The organism is Halorhodospira sp. 9628 (assembly GCF_022228075.1).
Classification (GTDB): domain Bacteria; phylum Pseudomonadota; class Gammaproteobacteria; order Nitrococcales; family Halorhodospiraceae; genus Halorhodospira; species Halorhodospira halophila_A.
In genome coordinates, this window is record NZ_JAJNRF010000003.1 from 206,336 (window position 1) to 225,660 (window position 19,325).

General features: G+C 59.8%; 14 protein-coding genes, 1 tRNA gene and 1 pseudogene. 7 read left to right on the forward strand and 9 right to left on the reverse strand.

Translation table 11 applies throughout. From position 1 onward, the window contains the following. Positions 1-288: 288 nt before the first annotated feature. From LRG10_RS05220 to LRG10_RS05235, 4 genes are all read left to right on the forward strand, one after another. Positions 289-786: a hypothetical protein gene (locus LRG10_RS05220; RefSeq protein WP_238634854.1), complete on the forward strand. Its 498-nt coding sequence runs from the start codon at positions 289-291 to the stop codon at positions 784-786. Between the two features lie 512 nt (positions 787-1,298). Continuing rightward, positions 1,299-2,963, forward strand: a complete 1,665-nt coding sequence (locus LRG10_RS05225; protein ID WP_238634855.1) for a hypothetical protein — start codon at positions 1,299-1,301, stop codon at positions 2,961-2,963. 1,912 nt (positions 2,964-4,875) lie between these two features. Continuing rightward, positions 4,876-5,100, forward strand: a complete 225-nt coding sequence (locus LRG10_RS05230) for a WGR domain-containing protein (RefSeq protein ID WP_238634856.1) — start codon at positions 4,876-4,878, stop codon at positions 5,098-5,100. A 234-nt stretch (positions 5,101-5,334) separates the two neighbouring features. After that, positions 5,335-5,838: a hypothetical protein gene (locus LRG10_RS05235; RefSeq protein WP_238634857.1), complete on the forward strand. Its 504-nt coding sequence runs from the start codon at positions 5,335-5,337 to the stop codon at positions 5,836-5,838. A gap of 195 nt (positions 5,839-6,033) precedes the next feature. Here the strand turns inward: LRG10_RS05235 and LRG10_RS05240 are convergent, their stop codons facing one another. From LRG10_RS05240 to istA, 4 genes are all read right to left on the reverse strand, one after another. Next, complete coding sequence (locus tag LRG10_RS05240; protein ID WP_238634858.1) at positions 6,034-7,038, reverse strand: diguanylate cyclase; 1,005 nt, start codon at positions 7,036-7,038, stop codon at positions 6,034-6,036. 465 nt (positions 7,039-7,503) lie between these two features. Then, entirely contained in the window at positions 7,504-7,797 is a 294-nt protein-coding gene (locus LRG10_RS05245; RefSeq protein WP_238634859.1) for a hypothetical protein, read from the reverse strand. 14 nt (positions 7,798-7,811) lie between these two features. Continuing rightward, positions 7,812-8,597 (reverse strand): IS21-like element helper ATPase IstB, encoded by a 786-nt coding sequence (gene istB, locus LRG10_RS05250; protein WP_238634860.1) that lies wholly within the window; start codon positions 8,595-8,597, stop codon positions 7,812-7,814. A gap of 14 nt (positions 8,598-8,611) precedes the next feature. Beyond that, positions 8,612-10,150 (reverse strand): IS21 family transposase, encoded by a 1,539-nt coding sequence (gene istA / locus LRG10_RS05255; RefSeq protein WP_238634861.1) that lies wholly within the window; start codon positions 10,148-10,150, stop codon positions 8,612-8,614. A 257-nt stretch (positions 10,151-10,407) separates the two neighbouring features. Between istA and LRG10_RS05260 the strand changes: the two genes are divergently transcribed. Both LRG10_RS05260 and LRG10_RS05265 read left to right on the forward strand, forming a co-directional pair. After that, entirely contained in the window at positions 10,408-10,584 is a 177-nt protein-coding gene (locus LRG10_RS05260; protein WP_238634862.1) for a hypothetical protein, read from the forward strand. Between the two features lie 92 nt (positions 10,585-10,676). Further along, entirely contained in the window at positions 10,677-12,449 is a 1,773-nt protein-coding gene (locus LRG10_RS05265) for a bifunctional diguanylate cyclase/phosphodiesterase (protein ID WP_238634863.1), read from the forward strand. Between the two features lie 614 nt (positions 12,450-13,063). Here LRG10_RS05265 and LRG10_RS13235 read toward each other — a convergent pair. Then, positions 13,064-13,294, reverse strand: a complete 231-nt coding sequence (locus tag LRG10_RS13235; RefSeq protein ID WP_370645231.1) for a helix-turn-helix transcriptional regulator — start codon at positions 13,292-13,294, stop codon at positions 13,064-13,066. Positions 13,295-13,654: 360 nt separating this feature from the next. Here LRG10_RS13235 and LRG10_RS05270 point away from each other — a divergent pair. Next, positions 13,655-13,747, forward strand: a tRNA-Val gene (locus tag LRG10_RS05270). A 123-nt stretch (positions 13,748-13,870) separates the two neighbouring features. On the opposite strand, the pseudogene LRG10_RS05275 reads toward LRG10_RS05270, so the two are convergent. The 4 genes and pseudogenes from LRG10_RS05275 to LRG10_RS05290 form a co-directional block, all read right to left on the reverse strand. Next, positions 13,871-14,338, reverse strand: a pseudogene (locus tag LRG10_RS05275) (transposase); the annotation flags it as partial. 306 nt (positions 14,339-14,644) lie between these two features. Beyond that, complete coding sequence (locus LRG10_RS05280; protein ID WP_238634864.1) at positions 14,645-16,396, reverse strand: ATP-binding protein; 1,752 nt, start codon at positions 16,394-16,396, stop codon at positions 14,645-14,647. 3 nt (positions 16,397-16,399) lie between these two features. After that, entirely contained in the window at positions 16,400-17,428 is a 1,029-nt protein-coding gene (locus LRG10_RS05285) for an SIR2 family protein (protein ID WP_238634865.1), read from the reverse strand. Positions 17,429-17,532: 104 nt separating this feature from the next. Then, positions 17,533-18,897: a Fic family protein gene (locus LRG10_RS05290; RefSeq protein ID WP_238634866.1), complete on the reverse strand. Its 1,365-nt coding sequence runs from the start codon at positions 18,895-18,897 to the stop codon at positions 17,533-17,535. Positions 18,898-19,325: the final 428 nt, after the last annotated feature.

A 19,325-nucleotide genomic window follows, 5' to 3' on the forward strand; every position in this document is an offset into this window, starting at 1 on the left:
CTTTTTTCTGCACTCCCTTCCCTTATCACCACAGCGGGGATCTTGAGTACCTACCTGCAGCCTGGACGGCCGGCGGACCGGCGGCCCTTCCAGCTGCGGCCACCGGCACCGAGGTTTCTGCGTGAGATGGGCCGAGGCAGCCGAACTCAAGGGCGTCGCGCTCCCCATGCCTGACCGGTTCTCAGCATGGACGAGCGCAAGAGCGGAGAAGTATCCGATTCAGGGCTTTCCGCCGGGTCTTGAGAAGGCATGCCCTCAACGTATGGACTTTGATAAAGGAGTGACGAGATGTGTTCAGACGATAGCTCAATTGACCAGAATGGCTCCGAATCCGGCGGGGTTGACCGCCTAATCGAGCGAATGGAGTACTGCATTGCATTGGTGGCGTTGATCACGCAGCAGCTCCTATACATCGAGCAGCGACTGCGGGCCGCCCAAGACAGAGTTCCGGGTGCCGTTCTTTTGTATATGAACTCTTGCGGCCGAAACTGCGCCGGTTGCCCGCACCCGACGTGGAAGCAATGGTTTGCGAAGCCGAGCAAGAAGAATATCAGGGGCTCCTCGCCTCGGGACGGGCGATTGATGGTCTGGTCCGCAAAGACCATCCGTTATCCAATCCGAAGCATCCGTAATAGCCCGACCTATACCCCTGAGACTGAGGAACTCATCCACGAGGCTCTGCGGCTGATCCGCAAGCGAGAGGACCTCTTGAAGCGTTTCAAGGCTGTTTGGCTGTGTGCGCAGAACCAGGAACATGCCTTCACGCGGGACCAGGATGACGACTAGCACAACATCTCCTCTTTAACGTGACCGCGGAGCGGTGGCACTGCCTACCGCTCCTTTCAGAGCGCGCGAGCACCTTCGACAGACCTTCAAGACTCCCCATCCAGCCAGAAACCTAAGCTCCGACTTCCGGATCGCCGGAGCGACTACACTCCACTTTTACAGCCAAGTGCTTGCGTACCAACGGCAATAACTCCCGCACCTTTCGGCCATCGAATGCACAACCTCGAACACTCGATGACCATCATCCGGCCCCCCCCGACTCGGGGCCGAACACACCCGCCGCCAAGGCTCCCACCTTCCAGCCCGACGCGGCACGCCCGAGCCGAAGACTCCGGACCATCGGCCCAGTCAATGCCAACGGCCGATCCGCCGATGGCCATTTTTTTTCCCAACACCCCGGATTCTCTGCACAGCCTCACCTAGTCCCTACAGAACCCCAAACAGCTCGACGAGGCCTCAAGCCTGAACACAGACCCGAGGCATCAACCAAACGACTAGAAAGAGGCAGGATCATGCTGAAATCACAGCTAAAGCAACCTACAAGCGAAGTGCGCGGCGGCCCACTTTGGCCGCAGTCTTCGAAGAAAAACAAGGACAATGCCCTGCAGGCCATCCGTGGGGACATGTCTGTTTCGCCCTTGGCACTCTTCTGGGGTGGCTCGGTCACGGGAGCCTATTGGAAGCCTGAAGATGACGATGATACCTTCGCAGAAAAAGCAGCACGCCTCCAAAGTGTGATCAAAGAAACAATGTGTCGTGAGCTGGACATTGACGAGGAGGAAGACGCTGACAAGCTTGAAGCCCTGAACATCGACAAAACGCCCATCCAGAACGCTTTCCAACGGTGTTTTTTCGACATCTCGAGATATGATTTTTTCTGTATTAACGATGACGGTTCTTATGTCGTTTTGAAGGAGAAGGATGTCCTTCGCTTTCTCAAAGACCGCTTCGGAGATATTGCAAACACCGAATTCATCAAGTCGCGTGTTATTTCTATACAGCCCCCCAAAACTTCTCGGGACAAAACACAAAGAGAAGTGCGCCGTATCACCAGGATGCCGTGGGATGAGTTTTTTACCGAGCTCAAGTCCACAGCCCAGGCAAGCAGAAGCATGTGGCGAGAAGATATGTTCGCCTCCAAACCCGGAGTTAGAGTCAAACAAAACAGTGTACATATTACAATCCCACACACCGGTTTTAAAAAGACCACCGAACCAGACCCAAGCATCATCAAAGATTTCAAGGAGCACTTCCCGGAATGTGTCGACGTGCTCAATATGTTTGCCGCCGCCCGCTTTTCTAGGGACAGAAAAAAAGCATTTCTTTGGCTGCGTGCAGACTCTGATTGGGGGAAAGGGTTTTTCACTAGCTGCTTAGCCGATCTCGGCCTTGTGGTGGAGCTCTCTGTCACGGAGATCCAAAAAATGTTCCAAGGGTCGCCGGTCGCTAAAACGCCTCGCGATTTCATACGTTCATGGGTGCTCGTTGTAAACGAGTTCAATTCCATAAAACCCGAAATCAAACAGCTTGAGCACACACTCGAGCTTGCACCGAAACACCAATTGGCATCGAGAGTCCCCGTTTTCGCGAAGCTTTTCACCTCCGCGGACAATGTTCCGGATATGGCCACTGATCATGGAGTCGAGGAACAGTTCTCTCGGCGTTTCAGCTTCATCCGTAAGACCGGGACCCTTAACGAGCGGGATCTCTTCAACGAAAACACCACGAGCTACCGGAGCACAGTTACGTCCTGGATGGCGGAGCACCTCAATAACCAGGTGGCGCTTTATCGTTCTATGGGACGAGACTTGGCAGACCGAGAGGCAACGAAGTACCTGAATGATTTTCATAGAAGGCACAGCATTTCTCAAGAGCTCAGCGACCTCAAGGATTCCTTTGAAGCGATTTCCGATGAGTTCCGGACATGGCTTTTAACCGAACGATTTCATTCTCCGTTCCTGATTCAAGACACTGCGAAGAAGCGCCTTTTTTTGAAAAACCCGGCTAAAATGCTGCACGATTTTCTTATCGAGAGCAAAGCACCTGAGGAGATCCCACACCTGAAGAACAAAAAGACTGAGATCTTTAAGAACTTGTCAGCGGATGGAACGGGAGTCAAGTCATACAGGATAAACGGCAAACCAACAACCTCGGTGCTGATTCAAGACGGCCCCTAGGCTTTCAAAGAATTCAATTTTTTCAGCTGACGCAGGATTTCATTTCAGAGGGAGTTGCTACTTCTGCGTAGGCCCAGACGACTAAAGGCATCACCTCAGAAGGCGGAGATTGCAGCTATGTTAAGAAACTTAACGCCACTTGCCAGGTCACCACCTACTTGTCTGTTGGTGATTTCGGATGACGCTAGGTGTAAGACTGGTGGCTGCTTCGGAGAGAAACCTTAGGCGCGATTCAGATAACCCCGGCCCCATTCGGCTGTTGCGATGACCGCCTGGTTTGCACAGCCGGGCAGGCATGCTAACAACCCTTTACCACGCGGCGCATTAGAGTTGTCCGAACCCCCTCTAGAGAGAGTTGCCGCGCCGATGTTTGTTGTAAACCCAAAAGGTCAGGCGGTCGGATATCGCCCACGCGTCCACGAGCAAATAAACAACCTGATTTTGTACGCAGCTGAAAATGCCTGTCGCCGGGCCGGAAGTGTCCGTATATATATTTTTATCACCCCTCCACCGGAGCTCTGCCCATGCTTGCCCCCTGACTCGCCGTACCGCTTCTGCAGGCCAAGCCCAGCATCAGGCGCACGCTGAGCTACGCACATAACCAAGAACAACATGTCGTAGGCGAACTGTAATCTTGTAATCTTGTAATCGCCTCTTTCTTCGCCATCTGTGATACAGATACCTTGTCTATGACATCTCGCCACTTCAGTGCACCCGTTAGATGGAATCTGGTTCGCTTGTCTCAATTTTATAGATTACGAGATTACAGGATTACAAAAACAACAACAATCGTAGGAACAGGTACTTACGAACAGCCTGAAGGGGGTACAAGGCGAATTACAAGGATTACATACCGCATGGAAAAGGTACGCGATGATCCATGGTTGGTTCCGGGTAGGCATGCCCCCGCCAAGATGAACCGACCTTGGTCGGGGCAAAGGTAGCGTAAAAGAGGGGCGGCAACTCCTGTGGCCGGCAGGGACAAAACCTGTGGTCAGTGTAGTGGTATCTTGTGCTCGGCCCGCTTGATACGGAAAGGCCTATCTCTATGGGCATGACCAACACTGACTAAGGACCCAAGACCACCCCGCCAGGGAAGCAGGGGTCGCCACCTGTGTGCCCTAGGCAAACCCCGCTAAGCAACCCTGATCCAGAGCGGATCGTTTATCTTCTGATTTCAGCCGCGGGGACCGGCAGCATAACTGAAACTAACCCGCAGAGCGCGAGGTAAAGTCAGTTATGGAACCGCGCTTGCCAGCGAGATCAGAGTATTAGCCCTAGCAGTATCGCAGAACGCCGATGAACTTGATTGAAATCCAGGAGGATTCGCGGCCCCTTTCTCCTGGCGGGGGGAACGATGACATCCAAAACGCCAAGACAACCAGCGCAGTCAGCGGAAAGGCCCGGCAGCCGGACCCGTATCTGATCTCGTACTCCACCGGCGCTTACACCCTGGGAAACAAGCCCGCTTAGACGCAGCCGATCCTAGGTCGCCAAGAACCGCCCCGCCAGGAGGAAAGGGCGGCCTGCCCTTCCTCCTCGATTGCAACCCCGCTCATCGAGTTTCACCGGCTGTACCCGATTCGCCACATTCAGCTCGGCCCGCCAGCTTTCTCTCCTGGCGGGGCGGTGACCGTGATCAATCAGCATCGATCCTACCGTTCGGAGCCTCTGATCCAGCATGTTTTGCCGTGACTGCCGGGCCTGCACAGGTCTCTCTACTTCTACTTGAAAGTCCAACATCCACAGGCTCACCAGTGAGGCCAACAATGCGAGGCCCAGTAAATTGAAGCTGCAGAACCACCTGCTTTGAAAGAACGTAGCACAGAGCGCCGTTCGCTTCTGGCCTGCGGTGATACCTGTATCAAATAAACCGAACCAAAAACATCATTCGACTTACAGGGAGAATATCATGCACATGAACAAAAAGACTGAAAAGGGAGAGCTTTGGTACAACGTGGAGGTGCGCGAGGACCTCTTTGATGCCGCTGTGCTTGTTTGCCGCTGGGGAAAGGTTGGCTCTTTTGGGCGCCAGGGCCCATCAAAACCTTTTCCATCCATGCGGGCGGCAGAGGATGAACAGATCCGGATCATCGAAAAAAAAGAGCGCCTCGGTTACGAACTGGATAGCCTGTGATCCGCACGGAAATTTCCATGCGTGGTGGTCGAAAAACTGCCACTGCAGAGCGGGGGCGCAGCCCCGTGGTCGTGCCGGCCAGGCCGAGCGGCCAAGGGCGTGAGTTGAACGATGAGCACTGTTGCTGTATATATGCTCAGGCTTCTAACAGGGTCGAAGACTGCCGCGATGCTGCAGCCACTGGCTGGGTGGTCTGCTTTCCGGCGCACCACCATGGAACGAGGGCCCAACGACATGTCCAACAACGATGATGCCGCCACTCTCCGCAGTTGGTGCTCCCAGTTGGCCCGAGATATCGATAGGCTGAGCACGTTTGTCATCTCACAATCGCATTCCTGCCCGACCTTTCGAGAAGCCTGCGCAGAGCTGGAGGGCTGCACCCGCGTCGCGTATCGGCTTCAGCGGTGGATCAGCGGCGCGAGCAGAGACAAGGCGCTCGACCCCGATGGTGGCAGTGAAGCCCGGTTGGTGGAGGCTCAGCTGCTACTTGAGGGTCAGTGTGCGGTGTTCCGCGCGGTGGCCGACTCGTTTCTCGCTAGCGAAGGCGTGGACCCAGCGGTCCGGGATGAGGCGCTTGGCGTTCTCGCCGAGGCCCTGCAGATCCATCAGCGCTTAGAAGTAGCAGTTGAAGGTGTCCGGATTTTACTGATCGAGCATGATGCGGATTACCAGCTAGGTAGAGTGTCAGCGGAGGTGTCCAGGATCACTCGGAAGATCATTGGCGAACTCCAGCCCTGATCGCCGCCCTGAGCATACCGTTGCCAACGGTCACCGGTGCCGAGGGAGCATCCCAAAATCAGCGGAGTTCTGGTCAACACAGACACTTCCCCCCCTCGAGAATCGCTTCGCGTGGGGGATTCGCAACTTTCGAGGGCCTAAAGGCGGCGGCAACCTGCATGGAGACTGCGGCTCGAACCGGCGGTTTGGACTTCATCATCGCATCAGTGCAACAGCGCGGTTACGGCCAGCGGCCTTTGCCTGGTAGAGCGCCCGATCGGCGCGCTCCAATAGAATATGACCGGGCTCGCCGGCATAGTGAGCCGTCACGCCCAGGCTCACGGTCACATCGCGATCCACAGGGAATCTCTGAGCGGCCACGCGCTGGCAGAGGTCTTCGGCAAGGCTAATAGCCTGGGAAAGGTTCGTAGCCGGACAGATGAGGATGAACTCCTCACCACCCCAGCGTCCGAGCGTGTCAGTCTCGCGCACGCGTTCCCGAAGAACCGCCGCCAAGGCCCGCAGCACCTCGTCACCGGTATGGTGTCCCCAAAAATCGTTGATCGGTTTGAAGTGGTCCACATCGAGCAGGATGATGGCCAGGTCGGAATCGGCGCGAGCGCGGCGAGCAAGCTCGTTGCGCAGGACTTCGTCTGCGTGATACCGATTATGCAGCCCAGTGACGAGGTCGGTCGTGGCCAGTCGATGCAGCTTCTCGTGCGCGGCTTCAAGTTCCTCCGTGCGTTGAGCAACCATGCGCTCAAGCACGGCCGCCCTGTCTTCAAGCTCCTTCAGCGGGTATGCCTCGCCGTAGCCGTGGACCGTACTCGGTTGTGATAGGTGCTTATGGCAGAGCTGCCACTGATTCCCCTCTTGCCGAAACACCAGTGAGAACCGGACCTCGCGCATGATGACGTTCTGAGCGGCCAGATGAAGGTGCCAGTCCATCTCGCCCATGACCAGTCCCATATCCTTCGACAACAGAAACGCCTTGCTGCGTCGGAGGGTGTAATGTACTGGTGAGGGAACTTGCTCCACATCCCGCGCATAGAGCGCGGCAGCGTCCTCGATTTCGTAGACCTTCTCGTCAATGCCGGTGCCAAACCCCGAGATCTCGGGCGCCGCGAGGGCCTTGGATGACTCGGAATCTCTATCGTGAAAAAAGGTCGTGAGGTAGTGCTCGCATGCCGCATGTAGCTCCGCTGGCCCTCGCTTCGGCATACCCCCTCCCCCCTGTCGCGACGATCCCCAACCTGTTCACCCCGGACATTCAGCGCAGGCAGGCAGATCGATTGGCGTAGCGCCGAAAGGTCCAGTTACTCATAACGTTGGGACAAAATGAACCAATGCCTACACACTCCATAGCTAACGCTACCGCTGTCCGAGGCAACGTTCAACGACACGATCCGCATCCGAGACACGGCCGGTATGGCTGAGCTCTTTGCCGGGACCACCTCCAGCGCGTGACCCTTGAGCACACCGGACTCGCGGACTGATTGAATGCCCACCGTGCGGCATGATCTTCGCCGGCCCCGACATACGAGCAGTTAGCTGCTACCCAACAGCCTGGTGCTAATCGGCTGCGCATTCCGGCGAACGTGACCGCTCTCATTCCGCTGATCGTGACCGGTCTGCACATCGGTTCCGCACTGGAATGGATTTTCTACGTGGACCGGTCACGATCCGTCAACGCTTGGCTTCACCTCCTTCGTTACTGCGTAACGCTGGTTCGAGGTCGAGGAAGGCGTCCTGCGCCGGTCCATCGAGGGTGTTCAGGACGCGCCCGACGGCATCGTCAAGGACCCACTCGAGCACGGCTCGCTGGGTCATGCCGTGATGGCAGGCCAGGCGCTCGAGGTTCCGCTTGGCCGCGAAGTGGACCAGGGCGTTGATGCGCTCGAGCATCTCGATGTCTTCGTCGATCCCTTTGAGGTGGCGTTGTCGGAAGGCGCTTTGGCGCTGTGCATTGGTACGGGCCATGGTGGCGATCTCCGTTACGCAGTAACGCTGTCGTCAGGGGTGGCGGGGTCATCGGCGGGCTCTGGGGCGCCGGGCGGAGGCTGTTTGCGCATCGACTCACCGCGCAGCTCCAGTCGGTGCGCGCCGTGGAGCAGGCGGTCGAGGATGGCGTCGGCCAGCGTCGCCTCGCCGATCAGCTCGTGCCAGTGCTCGACGGGCATCTGGCTGGCAATCAGCGTTGAGCGCCGGCCGTGGCGATCTTCGATGACCTCCATCAGATCCTGGCGCTGAGCGGCGCTGATCTTTTGAATACCCCAGTCATCGATGATGATCAGCTCAGTCTTGAGCAGTCGGGCCATCAGCCGGGGGTAGGAGCCATCGCCGTGGGCGATGCGCAGCTGCTCGAAGAGCTTGGGCAGGCGCAGGTAGCGCACGGATAGCCCCTGCCGGCAGGCCTGGTTGCCGATCGCGCAGGCCAGCCAGGTTTTACCGCACCCGGTCGGTCCGGTCAGGCACAGGTTCTGCGCCTGGCGGATCCAGTCACATTGGGCCAGGGCGGCCATACGAGGCTTCTCCAGGCCGCGGGGGTGGCGGTAGTCGATGTCCTCGACACAGGCCGGCACGCGCAGCCGAGCCTGCTGGAGTAGCCGGGCGAGGCGGCGGTTCTCGCGGTGCAGACGCTCGCGTTCGACGAGCATGGCCAGGCGCTGCTCGAAGGACAGCTCGTGGGTCTGGGGCTGCGCCTGCTGCTGCTCCAGGGCCTCGAGCATGCCGGTGAGCTTGAGCGTGCGCAGTTGTTCGATCGTCTGTTGATGGAGCATGGCTTCGTCCCCTCTCAGTGGTAGTACCCGGCGCCGCGGACATTGGTGTGGACCGGCAGTTCGTCCTGCGCCTCGCTGTCGTCGGGCAGCGGCTGCTGATCGAGCCCCTGCTTGAGCATGGAGGCGACGCTCTTGTAGCGCGGCGCCCCCAGCGCCAGGGCTCGGGCGCAGGCCGCCTCCAGGCGCGGCTGGCTATAGCGGCGAGCCAGGTTGAGCAGGCCCAGGCAGGCGCGGTAGCCGTGCTCCGGGTGAGGCCGGTCCTGGAGCTGGAAGCGGACCAGTGCGGCGGTGGCCGGGCCGATCGCCGCGGCCCAGCGCTGGAAACGCCCCGGTGACCACTCGCGGTGGGCCTGGTGGGACTTGGGCATGTGCTCCGTAATGGTGGCGTACCGCCCCTTGCCGCAACGGGCGTGGACGGCGACCCGCTGGCCCTTGTGCAGGATCTCGACGGCCGTGGCGGTGACCCGCAGCTCCAGGGTCTGGCCGACCAGGGCATGGGGGACGCTGTAGAGCCGCCCTTCGAAAGCGACGTGGTAGTCGATCCCCGGCTTGGCCTTGTGCCACTCGGCGAACTCGTAGGCATCTGCCGGCAGCGGCTTGAGCGCGGGCCGGTCGATGGCCTCGAACAGGTCGCGGCGGCTCTCCGTGCGCCCCTGGAAGGGCCGCTCGTTGAGATCGACAAGCAGCGCCGAGATCGCCTGGTTGAGCTGCGCAAGGGAGAAAAAGCGCTGATGGCGCAGTCGCGCCAGGATCCAGCGCTCGACCAGCTGCACAGCGACCTCGGCCTTGGCCTTGTCCTTCGGCTTGTACGGCCGCGCCGGTAACACGGCGCTGTGGTAATGCGCGGCCATCTCCGCGTAGGTGTCGTTGACCTGCGGGGTGTACCGGTTGGCCCGGGTCACCGCCGCCTTGAGATTGTCCGGCACCAGCAGCGTCGGCACTCCGCCGAAAAAGCGCAGCATGCGCTGATTCGAGCCGATCCAGTCTGCCAGGGACTGGCTCCAGGTGGCCTCGGCAAAGGTGTAGCTCGAGGCGCCGAGCACACCGACGAAGATCTGCGCACGGTGCAGCTCACCGGTATCGGGGTCGATGACCTCCACCGTCGTGCCGCAGTAGTCGATGAACGCCTTCTCCCCGGCGCGGTGGAGCTGGTGCATGCTGCGCCGTTGCCGAGCCCGCCACTGTCGGTAGCGGTGGCAGTACTGGCTGTAACGGTAGGCGCGTTCGCCGTGGACGGCGGCGTACTCGCCCCAGAGCAGCTGGAGCGTAACCCCCTTGCGCTTGAGCTGCTGATGGATCTGGAAGCAGTCCGGCTCGGCGAAACGCTCCGGCGGTCGCTGAGCCGGGTAGAGCAGCGCCTCAAGCCGCCCCTGATCCGTGCCCTCGGGCAGCGGCCAGCTCAGCCCCTTGGCCTGGGCCAGGCTGACGTACTTGCTCACCGCCCCCTTGGACAGCCCGCAGGCCCGGGCGATCTGCGCGTGACTGAGCTTCGCCTCGTGCTTGAGGCGCAGTACCTCGACGATCTTCTTCATTGGAACCCTCTCCCCCGGCATGGCCGCCTCCGCTCGGGCAAAGGCAACCGGTATGCCGGATCAAGCTGAAGGATTCCAGTCGGTTGGATGCGATTCCGCGATCGTGACCGCCGATTCCGCCACCGTGACCAGCGATTCCGCAAAGCACCTCGGAATCGGTCACGTTCACGCGGAAAACGCGGTCACGATCGTCCGGAATACGCATCGGCCAAGGCTGGGACGACCAGCGCGATCCGACACCCTGCGCCGCGATCCGGTTCTCGGCGCATGTGGCAGTGATGGCCGAGGCGAGCGAGGTCACCCACCGGATCATCGCCGAGGGCACCCAAACCGAGGGCGAGCGCGCGGAGCTGATCACCGAGGGCTGTCGGCAGGGCAGGATTTCTGCTTCGTTCGCGCCCCCAGGCCCGCTCGAGGCGCTGATCGACCATCCGCCGAGTCGAGATGGCCGCTGAGGCCCCCCCCCCTGACCACGGCGCTGGCGATCAAGGGACCGGATCATCTACCCTCGGCCATATCGAGGCGCTGACAGGGAGTCTGACCTACGATGATCATGGCCCAAACGGACGGCGCCGTAGAGGGGCTCCGGGCGCTCACTGACTTGCTGACAGCGCGGGACGGCCAAAGCCTGCTGGAGGCGGCGATCAGCCAGGCAGGCGAGTCGATCGTCATCACCACCGCAGAACTCGAGCCGCCAGGGCCGCAGATCATCTACGTCAACGAGGCCTTCACGCGCATCACCGGCTACACCCCGGACGAGATCGTGGGGCAGACGCCGCGCGTGCTGCAGGGGCCGGACACGGAGCGCGAGGTACTGGACCGACTCAAGGCGGACCTGCGCGACCACGGCTGGTTCGAAGGGGAGGCCTGGAACTACCGCAAGGACGGCTCCCGCTACCGGGCGTGGTGGAACATCGCCCCCGTCACTACCCCGGACAGCGAGGCCCGCTACCTGGTCGCGGTACAGCGGGAGGTCACCGAGCTTCGCCGCCTCGAGGCCGAGCGACTTCACTACCACGCGAACTTTAATCCCCGCACGGGGCTACCCAACCGCAAGTACACACTGCAGCTACTCGAAGATGCGCTGCACCGCGCCGAGCGGCTCGACCAGGAACTCGCCGTGGCGGCCGTCGAGATCCGCGACTTCGCTTCCATCACCCAGGGCATGGGCGAAGAGCCCGGCGATGCGCTGCTCGAGGCCCTAACCTTTGGCCTGCGCAAGCAGCTCGCTGGCCAGTCCCACTTCCTTGGCGTTGCCGCTCGCGGGCGCATCATCGCCGTCCTTGAGCGGCCCTCGGACGCGGAGCAGCAGTTCACGGACCTCCTCCGCAAGCTACTCGAGGGGGTCAACCGCGAGTTGGCTACCCAGCGCGACCAAGCCCCGCTCGCCTCGGCGTGTGCCGGGGCGGCACTCTTCCCCAAGGACAGCCTGGAGTCTGGCGCGCTCCTCGGGCAGGCGGAGGCGGCCGCGGCCAAAGCCCTCGCCACCGGTACCTCCAGCATCAGGCTCGCCGACGCGCAGACCAGCGAGCGGCTCCGGGAGCGGCTCACGCTCCGCGCCGAGCTCCGGCGGGCGGTGGACAAAGGGGAGCTTTACCTGGCCTACCAGCCGCAGATTGATCTCGCCTCGGCGCGCATCGTCGGCGCCGAGGCCCTCCTGCGCTGGGACCACCCGGAGCGCGGCCCGATCTCGCCCGGAGTCTTCGTCCCAATCCTTGAGGCGTCGGGGCTGATCAACCGGGTTGGTGAGTGGACGCTGGAGACGGCGGCACGCCAGGCCCGAGGCTGGCTGGACCAGGGGTATCCGATGCAGGTGGCGGTCAACCTCTCGGCGCGGCAGGTGCACGCCAGCGACCTGGTCGGCTCGGTCTCCCGAATCCTCGACGAGACCGGGGTACCCGAGGGCACCCTGGAGCTGGAGCTCACCGAGACGCTGCTCCTCGACCTCGACGCGGGCACCCAGGCGGTCTTCGAGGAGCTCTCAGCCATGGGCGTCCAACTAGCGCTGGATGACTTCGGCACCGGCTACAGCGCCCTGGCCTACCTCCAGGCCCTGCCACTGACCACGCTTAAGATCGATCGCGCCTTCGTCAGCGGCATAGGCAGCTCCGCCAAGTCCGAGGCCCTGGTCCGCGGGATCGTGAGCCTCGCCAAGGGGCTGGGTATGCCGGTAGTGGCGGAGGGAATCGAGACAGACGCGCAGCGCGCCTTTGTCCAAGGGCTCGGGTGCGAGCGGGGCCAGGGCTTCGGTCTCGGTCGCCCCATGGGGGCAGATCAGCTCACCGAACTCCTTGAGCGCGGCGCGAGGTCCACCCCCTGAGGGGCCCCGCCGCCTCTGCGCCTCTGGGCACCGGCACTTCAGGAATGGATCACCGTGCCAATCTCGGGTCGGGTCAAGGTCAGTCCCTTTGCCCGCTGCAACCTTCACTTTCGACTGCTCCAGTCTTCCTATAGCTTCCAATGCTTCGGTGCGCCCCCCAGGAGACTCACTCCACTATACGGCTGCTCCCAAGATCGACCACCTGGCGCGCTTGAGCACCGTGAGAGTCGAGTTCGTACACGCTTCCTCAATGGCCTCGAACTCGGGTTCCCCCTCAGCATCCGGCCCGCGGCCAAATTCGGCGATCAGAGCTGGCATCAGGAGAGGGCAACCTCCGCCCTAGCGAAACAGCTACCGGTAACCGGGCTGTGGCGCAGGGAACGCGGCGGTGGGCATGCCCCGTGAATCAGCCAAGAGGCCGACCAGGGGGCCCCTCACTCCTGGCGGGGGTCTCGAGCGAGCGATGCACTCAGTCGCGGAAACCGCACATCCCGCCGTTGATGCCCTGTCCCGATAGATTGACGCTGCCGCCTCGGCACGCGAGTTGCGTCTCCACTGTATAGAGCAGCTCGCCATAACCAGCTGCAAATCTCCGGGTACGCCGCAGTAACCTGCTACCCGCAGGAGCGCAACCGCGGCCGGCCCCTTCGGACTGACGGTGACACCTGATCTTCTGTTTGTCGGCCCAGCCATTCCTCTACGTCCTCTGGGCGCCAACGCAGGCTCCTGCCAAGCCGCACCGCCGGGGGCAGCGATCTCGGATCACGCTCTCGGCGGCGATCCAGACTGCGTGGCGTAATACCCAAAAGATCGGCCAGCTCAGCTTTGTTCATCAAACGGCGCATATTGGATCCCTTTCCCCTTCAGCAAGTGACGCGGACAATGGCCCTCCTCCCGGAGAGCCACACTCCCCTGAGTAAATCCGCCTGTGCAGATGTGGGTTTCATGCCCGCCGGGAGAACGCGCCTGAAGCCTTCGACAGCATCAAGCTCTCAGGGCCTGGCCGCGCTCCTCACCTCGGATCTAACTATCGAGCCTGCGCCAGGCGCTGGACAAATGAAGCTCGGGCGATGAGTAGCTTCCCAACCTGCAAGGTCAACACCGCCTTGGAGCTGTGTCACACCTGTGTCACAGTGAACCTCCGGAGCCACGGGGGAAAGAGGGGATAAACGGGGACTGGTGATGAATGCAACGCCTTGTTTTTCGGGCGTTTCCTAGCTAAGCGTTTGATGAGACTGGCACGCGCCTTTGCCTTCACACGGCAGGGGTCGCTGGTTCGATCCCAGCGCCGCCCACCAACCAAATCAACGGCTTAGAGCCGTCTCCGAGTCGGAACCCTTCGCTTCACAGACCTTTGCAGGGCGCTGAGGAGCGGGTTCGATCTGCGCTCAACGAAATTCGGTGTGATCGAAGATCCCTTCCCTCTCCTGGACGGTGGTGTCCACCGTAATCCGCTCCAGGCTCTGGCGTTTGACCAGACCTTCGCGCCGGGCGGTCTCAATCGTCTGGGCGAGCAGCTCTTCAACGCCTTCCTCGCCGATGCGCTTGCGCCAGCGCGTCATCGATGAGGGGTCGATGGGCAGTTCGTGCTGGAAGTACTGCTCACCGCAGAAGTACTGGAAGTACGGCGACTCCAGCCAGCGCTCAAGGACGGCCTCATCGGAGAGGTTGTAGGCGTGCTGCAGGTAGAGCAGCCCGGCGATCAGCCGTGGTGGTGCAGCCGGACGGCCGGTGGTGGAGGGAAAGAACCCTGCCCACTTTTGCTCGAACACGCTCCAGTCGATCCGCTCGGCGAGCTGGACCAGCGGATGCCGCGGGTTGATGAGGTTGGCCAGCTCCATGCCGAAGAGATCGTGCTGCGGCGTCTGTCGATCATCCTTGGGCCCCATCACAGCCGTCCACGTTTGCAAGGTTTCGAATCGCAGGATACCAAAACCCGGTGATCCCAGCCGCCCTCAAGGGCCGAGAACCCGCGACAGATCAGCACCTTGCTGAGTTTTTCAGGACCGACTTGTTCGTCTTCCCTTACTCCGCCACAGGCCCAAGACTCGATACGGGTGGGTGTCTAACCCTACCCGACGGGGACTTCCACCCCGCAAGATGCGCCGAGCTTTGTTCGGCGCGATAACGCCCAAACTCAGAAGCGCCCGTCAGCGCGTCTACTGCAGCGCCTTGTTAGCGGCGTACTGACAGTCTCATGATCTGGTCGTTTGCTGCCTTCGAAGTGCCTCGACGCCATCTACGATTCCGCTCTCAATGGCCTCTTCCGCCCAGCGATCCCAGAAATCCACCGTTGCGCTGGTCGGACGCTTGTTCGGCTCGTCAACGCGGATGCGGCTGGGTAAGATGGCCGCGTCACCAACTACCAAAGCTTCACCAATGTCCAAAATCGGCAAAAGGTCCGCGAAGCTCCCGAGTGTGTCCGGCATTAAACGACGGATGACCGCTTGGTCTTCCGCGTTGGTCAAGCGCATCGCCACGAAGTTATTGCACTGGCTCAATACCGTTCGGTTCACTTCCGCCGGACGCTGACTGATAACGGTCAGTCCCACACCGTACTTCCGCCCCTCCTTTGCGATGCGCTCAAATGATTTCAGTCCTTCTTCGGAGACACCGGATTCATGTCGTTCCGGGATATAGAGGTGGGCTTCGTCACAGAGCAACGCAACCGGATGTTGTTTGTCCTTCTCGGTCCATTGCTGGACCGAGAATACCACACGCGCCACCAGGCCGATAATCAGGGGCAAGATGTCGGAGGGAACCTCCGAAAAGTCGATAATCTTGACGCCTCCCGCCCCCCGGACGGCGGTGCTGCCAAGCAGGACCGTCGCGAGCTCCTGCATCCATTCGTACCGCATGGCGTCATCGCCCGCACTGAAAAGGAAGCCAAGGCGGCGGTCCCCGGTTTTGGACTGAAGTCGCTGAATGAATCGTGTCAGCTTTCCATGAAAAGGGCCCTGTTTCTCTCGGTTGTTCGCGCCAGGGACCATCTCGGTATCGCATTCACAAAGCTTTTCCAGAACGGCTTCGATGCTATACGGAACTGGGCTATCAATGGTGAAGTTAGCAAGCACGTCTTTCTTTTTATTTTCTTCAAGATAGGCCCGTTTCGCGTCGATCACCTCGCGGTTGAAGATCATCGCCTGGTTGGGCGCGTTTTGGTCGCTCCGATCAAGGAGCATGGCAAGCATTTCCTCGTACGTCAGCAACCAATAGGGCAGATAGAGCACGCCATCTGTGAGGGTTCTGCCTGCGGCTAAATCGCCCGGCCCAGCCACTTTCAGTTGGCTGATGCCGTCACCGTCCAATGTGGTGTACTCACCGTGAATGTCAAAAAGGAGAGCGCTGGCATTCGGTAGTCGGGCGACCTGCTCGAGTATTCGGGCAACCGTCCACGACTTCCCGGACCCTGTGCTACCGACCACAACAGCATGGCGCTGGAAGAAGCGGTTTCCGTCAATCCAAGCGTCGGCTTCCTCGTCGAGCGTATACTTGCCCAGACTCAGCGGCTCCTGGCCCTCGACAATTTGCTTAGAAATCGCACGCATGAACGCCGTGAGCCTTTCGCCGCCTAGCATGAAACATGGCGCATCAATCTCGGGTACCGTCTCGAGTGTTCGCCGGAAGACGTTCTGCTCGGTGCCGACGGCATCAACAAGAGTGCCGATGAGTGTCACGCGGACGATGTTTTCGACGACAGCACGGTCGTCCTGGATCTCGTCGCCATCCTGCTCGTTCTCACTTACCCCAACGAGGGCCTTGCGCATGATCTTGTTGATCAGCCCAATCAAGTGTTGGCCCGCGCGCGAACTGCGCAGAACGACAAGATGATTGACCTGCATCCCGCGAAGTGCATCGATATCCGACACACTAACCAGTACGGTGCCGGTGTCCACGCTGTACACCGAGCCGATGGCGTCGTCGGCGTTATAGTCAAAAATCGGCATTCGCTAACCCCCTCCTTCTCCGGTGATCATGTTCATGAAGTTCTGCAACTGCCAGACGGACACACCGTCCAAGACGACTCCGCCGGGGTCGGTCGGTGTGTACACCATGGTACCGTTGGGAGCTTCCTCCACGAACAGGAACCGTTTCGGCGGTTGGTTCAAAAAAGCAGTTCTGGTTTGCGTCGTGAGTTCCTTGGTGACGACAACGAGAGGAATGTCCTCTTTCATGACACGGTTCAGCAGCACAGGCTGCACATGCTCGTCGTTGAAACCGTATCCGATGCACACGTAGCATGTAGCTTTGCGGAGAACGGTATCAGCCGCGCTCATCACGGTTCGGAAAGGGTCCTTGTGGACCTCCCTGTACTTGCTGACGCCGGGAGTTACGACAAGGGGCTTCATCTTCTCAGGAACCGCTTGTGCAAGGGGGACCGCTATCACGTCGTCCGTAGCATCACGAAACCAGTCGAGGGAGCCGTGAACCTTGAGGATCGTCACAATTCCTTCAAATCCGGGTGAAGGCGCTCGCTCTCGATCAACGGATGTTGGGACGAAACGCTGAAGCCATCCGGCGGTGACGCCCGTAGACGCATACGCCCCGACCGCGTTCGCAGCATACTCCGCAACGCGGTCGTAATTCGTGGTTACAACCCGGAGATGAGAGTCCGCAGTTCGCAGAAGGTAGGCGAACAAGTCGGATAGCGGAAAGGCTACTTCGCCTTTCAGGAGCTGATTGTAAAGTCCGATGTCTTCTGCCGAAACAATCTCCCAGGTTGCCCGAACCAGATTCTCGACGGTGTCTTGTGGCAGCGGCACATCGTGAAGGGCTTGCTCAAGGTCTTTTGTCGCGAGCAAACGCTCGGCAAAGGCATCCCAGCCCTGGGGGTTGTCTGTGATGGCGGTGAGCAGCCCGTCGGCAAGGGCTGACATGGACGGGAGACCATGAGGAATCGTGGCTCCCGTACCGAGCACGACAACCGGACGCTCAGCAAGAAATCTCTGGGCGTGCCTTGCTAGCTCTTCATATGTCATTTCTGAATCCGCGGTTGCCATTGTTCTTGATCGTTCTTGCCGCTAACGCTTAGCTAACCGGCGCGAGATACGAGCGTCCGGTTGAGCGTCTTGTTGGGATGATGCTATCCGGAGAAATGTTTACTCACCACTTCTTCAAAGAAACTCTTCACAATCTCCTCAAGTTTCTCGACTCTCGTTCGACGGTTCTCATGGCGGACCACAAATCGTTCTTTACTCATCTCATACCCCAACTCAAAAAACGGCGGAACGTTGGGCTTTCCAAGATTATCCAGTCTCTCATAGTGATACGAGCCCTCTGGCTCCTCACGTGCAACAAAAAGGGTTACATCGCATCTATCCCGCAAGCGCGGCGATGCATGACCAAAGAAGAATAAATAACGCGCTGACCGATCCCCTTGGCGGAAGTCCGTCCGCATGAACCAGGTACGTTTCGCGGAATCCCCTAACCGAAGAGCCGAGTATTTGGCGAAATCGAGCGTACCGAAATCTCTAAAATAAACCTTTGCGTAATCCGCTTGGTCGACCAGTTCGGCGGCCTGTCGAAAGTAGCTTTTTAGCAGCTCCATCGCGTTCTTCCACACTTCGTACTCGTTGTGCGCTCGAACGCGCTCCGGTTCGCTAAACTTCTGTGCTAACGATTCCGCCCATTCGAAATGCTCGCGCTGCTCCTCCGCCGCTCGTTCGTACTCTTCTAAACTCTCGCATACAGACTCGTTTAAAAGGGAGATAAAACCGGTAAGATCGCTTCCTTGCGATGTTTCAAGCGCATCGTAGTACCGTAGCCGATCCTCATTTGTGATAATCGCAATCGGGTAGCCGTACCGCATAAGAATCAGGTTCATAAGTAACCGACCCACACGGCCGTTCCCATCGATAAATGGATGGATCGTTACGAACCATGTATGCGCCGCGGCTGCGGCGATCAACGCATCTTCTTGGCCAAAAAGTTCCCCAGGGACGCTGGCACTGGACAGCCATTCTCCCAAGCGGTTCATCTCGGCCCTTAATGACTCGGGGCCCGGGGGCGCAAACTCCGAACCGCTGATTTCTACATTGACCGTTCTATAGGCGCCGGCCTCGTCGTCATTGATCCCTTTCAGCACGAGACCATGGATCTGGCGAATATCGGGCTCCCGTATGGGCCTTGTCGAATCCGCCGCAAGCTCTTCAAGGAAATCCAACGCTTCCGACAAATTCCTGGCTTCTGCTTGGTCTTTGAGAGGCTTACCGGTGATCGTTAACCCCATCTCCACTACTTGCCGCGTCTCTCCGACGTCTAGGATATTCCCCTCGATGGCGTTAGAGTGGTAAATGTTTTTGATTTTGAAGAACCGCCGAATACGATGGAGAACTTCGGGTGATAGACTTCCCTTTTCCCGCAGACCCGCCACCCGTTGCGCCGTCGACTGAATTTCCTTCGATTGGAACTCTTCGTACTCGTACGGAGTTCTCGTGATCTCAACCATCTAAAAGCCTCCTGGTTACATCCCAACAGTGGTATCGACAGATTCTGTGTATCCCCGTGGGCCGTGATTCTGTATATCCCGCAACTGGGAGATGAGGCGATTGCGTCGGTGGTCCGGTGCCGTAAGAACAAAACGCCCGGCACCAAGCAAGCCAGGGCAACGGAGATAGCTGGAAGACACTTGGAAGGCGCGCACCGGCGGCGGTGCTGGAAGCAGTACCTCCAAGGGGTGGTATATCGCCACGGCGCCCCCGCTGGCAGGTCGCCGGGTACCGGCCTCACGCGCGGGCCCCTGGGCCTATCGACACGCATGGTGGTGAAGCGCTTCGTGGTTTCTGTGCCGCTGGGGTGGGTGCTGCCCCCAACAAGGTGCCGGGGGTGAAGGCGAGATGCATCAAACGACCGTCCTTGTCTCCTGATAGTGTCGCT

Coding starts and splice junctions, on each gene's coding strand:
- LRG10_RS05220 (WP_238634854.1), top strand. CDS start 289: ATGTGTTCAGACGATAGCTCAATTGACCAGAATGGCTCCGAATCCGGC.
- LRG10_RS05225 (WP_238634855.1), top strand. CDS start 1,299: ATGCTGAAATCACAGCTAAAGCAACCTACAAGCGAAGTGCGCGGCGGC.
- LRG10_RS05230 (WP_238634856.1), top strand. CDS start 4,876: ATGCACATGAACAAAAAGACTGAAAAGGGAGAGCTTTGGTACAACGTG.
- LRG10_RS05235 (WP_238634857.1), top strand. CDS start 5,335: ATGTCCAACAACGATGATGCCGCCACTCTCCGCAGTTGGTGCTCCCAG.
- LRG10_RS05240 (WP_238634858.1), bottom strand. CDS start 7,038: ATGCCGAAGCGAGGGCCAGCGGAGCTACATGCGGCATGCGAGCACTAC.
- LRG10_RS05245 (WP_238634859.1), bottom strand. CDS start 7,797: ATGGCCCGTACCAATGCACAGCGCCAAAGCGCCTTCCGACAACGCCAC.
- istB (WP_238634860.1), bottom strand. CDS start 8,597: ATGCTCCATCAACAGACGATCGAACAACTGCGCACGCTCAAGCTCACC.
- istA (WP_238634861.1), bottom strand. CDS start 10,150: ATGCCGGGGGAGAGGGTTCCAATGAAGAAGATCGTCGAGGTACTGCGC.
- LRG10_RS05260 (WP_238634862.1), top strand. CDS start 10,408: ATGGCCGAGGCGAGCGAGGTCACCCACCGGATCATCGCCGAGGGCACC.
- LRG10_RS05265 (WP_238634863.1), top strand. CDS start 10,677: ATGATCATGGCCCAAACGGACGGCGCCGTAGAGGGGCTCCGGGCGCTC.
- LRG10_RS13235 (WP_370645231.1), bottom strand. CDS start 13,294: ATGCGCCGTTTGATGAACAAAGCTGAGCTGGCCGATCTTTTGGGTATT.
- LRG10_RS05280 (WP_238634864.1), bottom strand. CDS start 16,396: ATGCCGATTTTTGACTATAACGCCGACGACGCCATCGGCTCGGTGTAC.
- LRG10_RS05285 (WP_238634865.1), bottom strand. CDS start 17,428: ATGACATATGAAGAGCTAGCAAGGCACGCCCAGAGATTTCTTGCTGAG.
- LRG10_RS05290 (WP_238634866.1), bottom strand. CDS start 18,897: ATGGTTGAGATCACGAGAACTCCGTACGAGTACGAAGAGTTCCAATCG.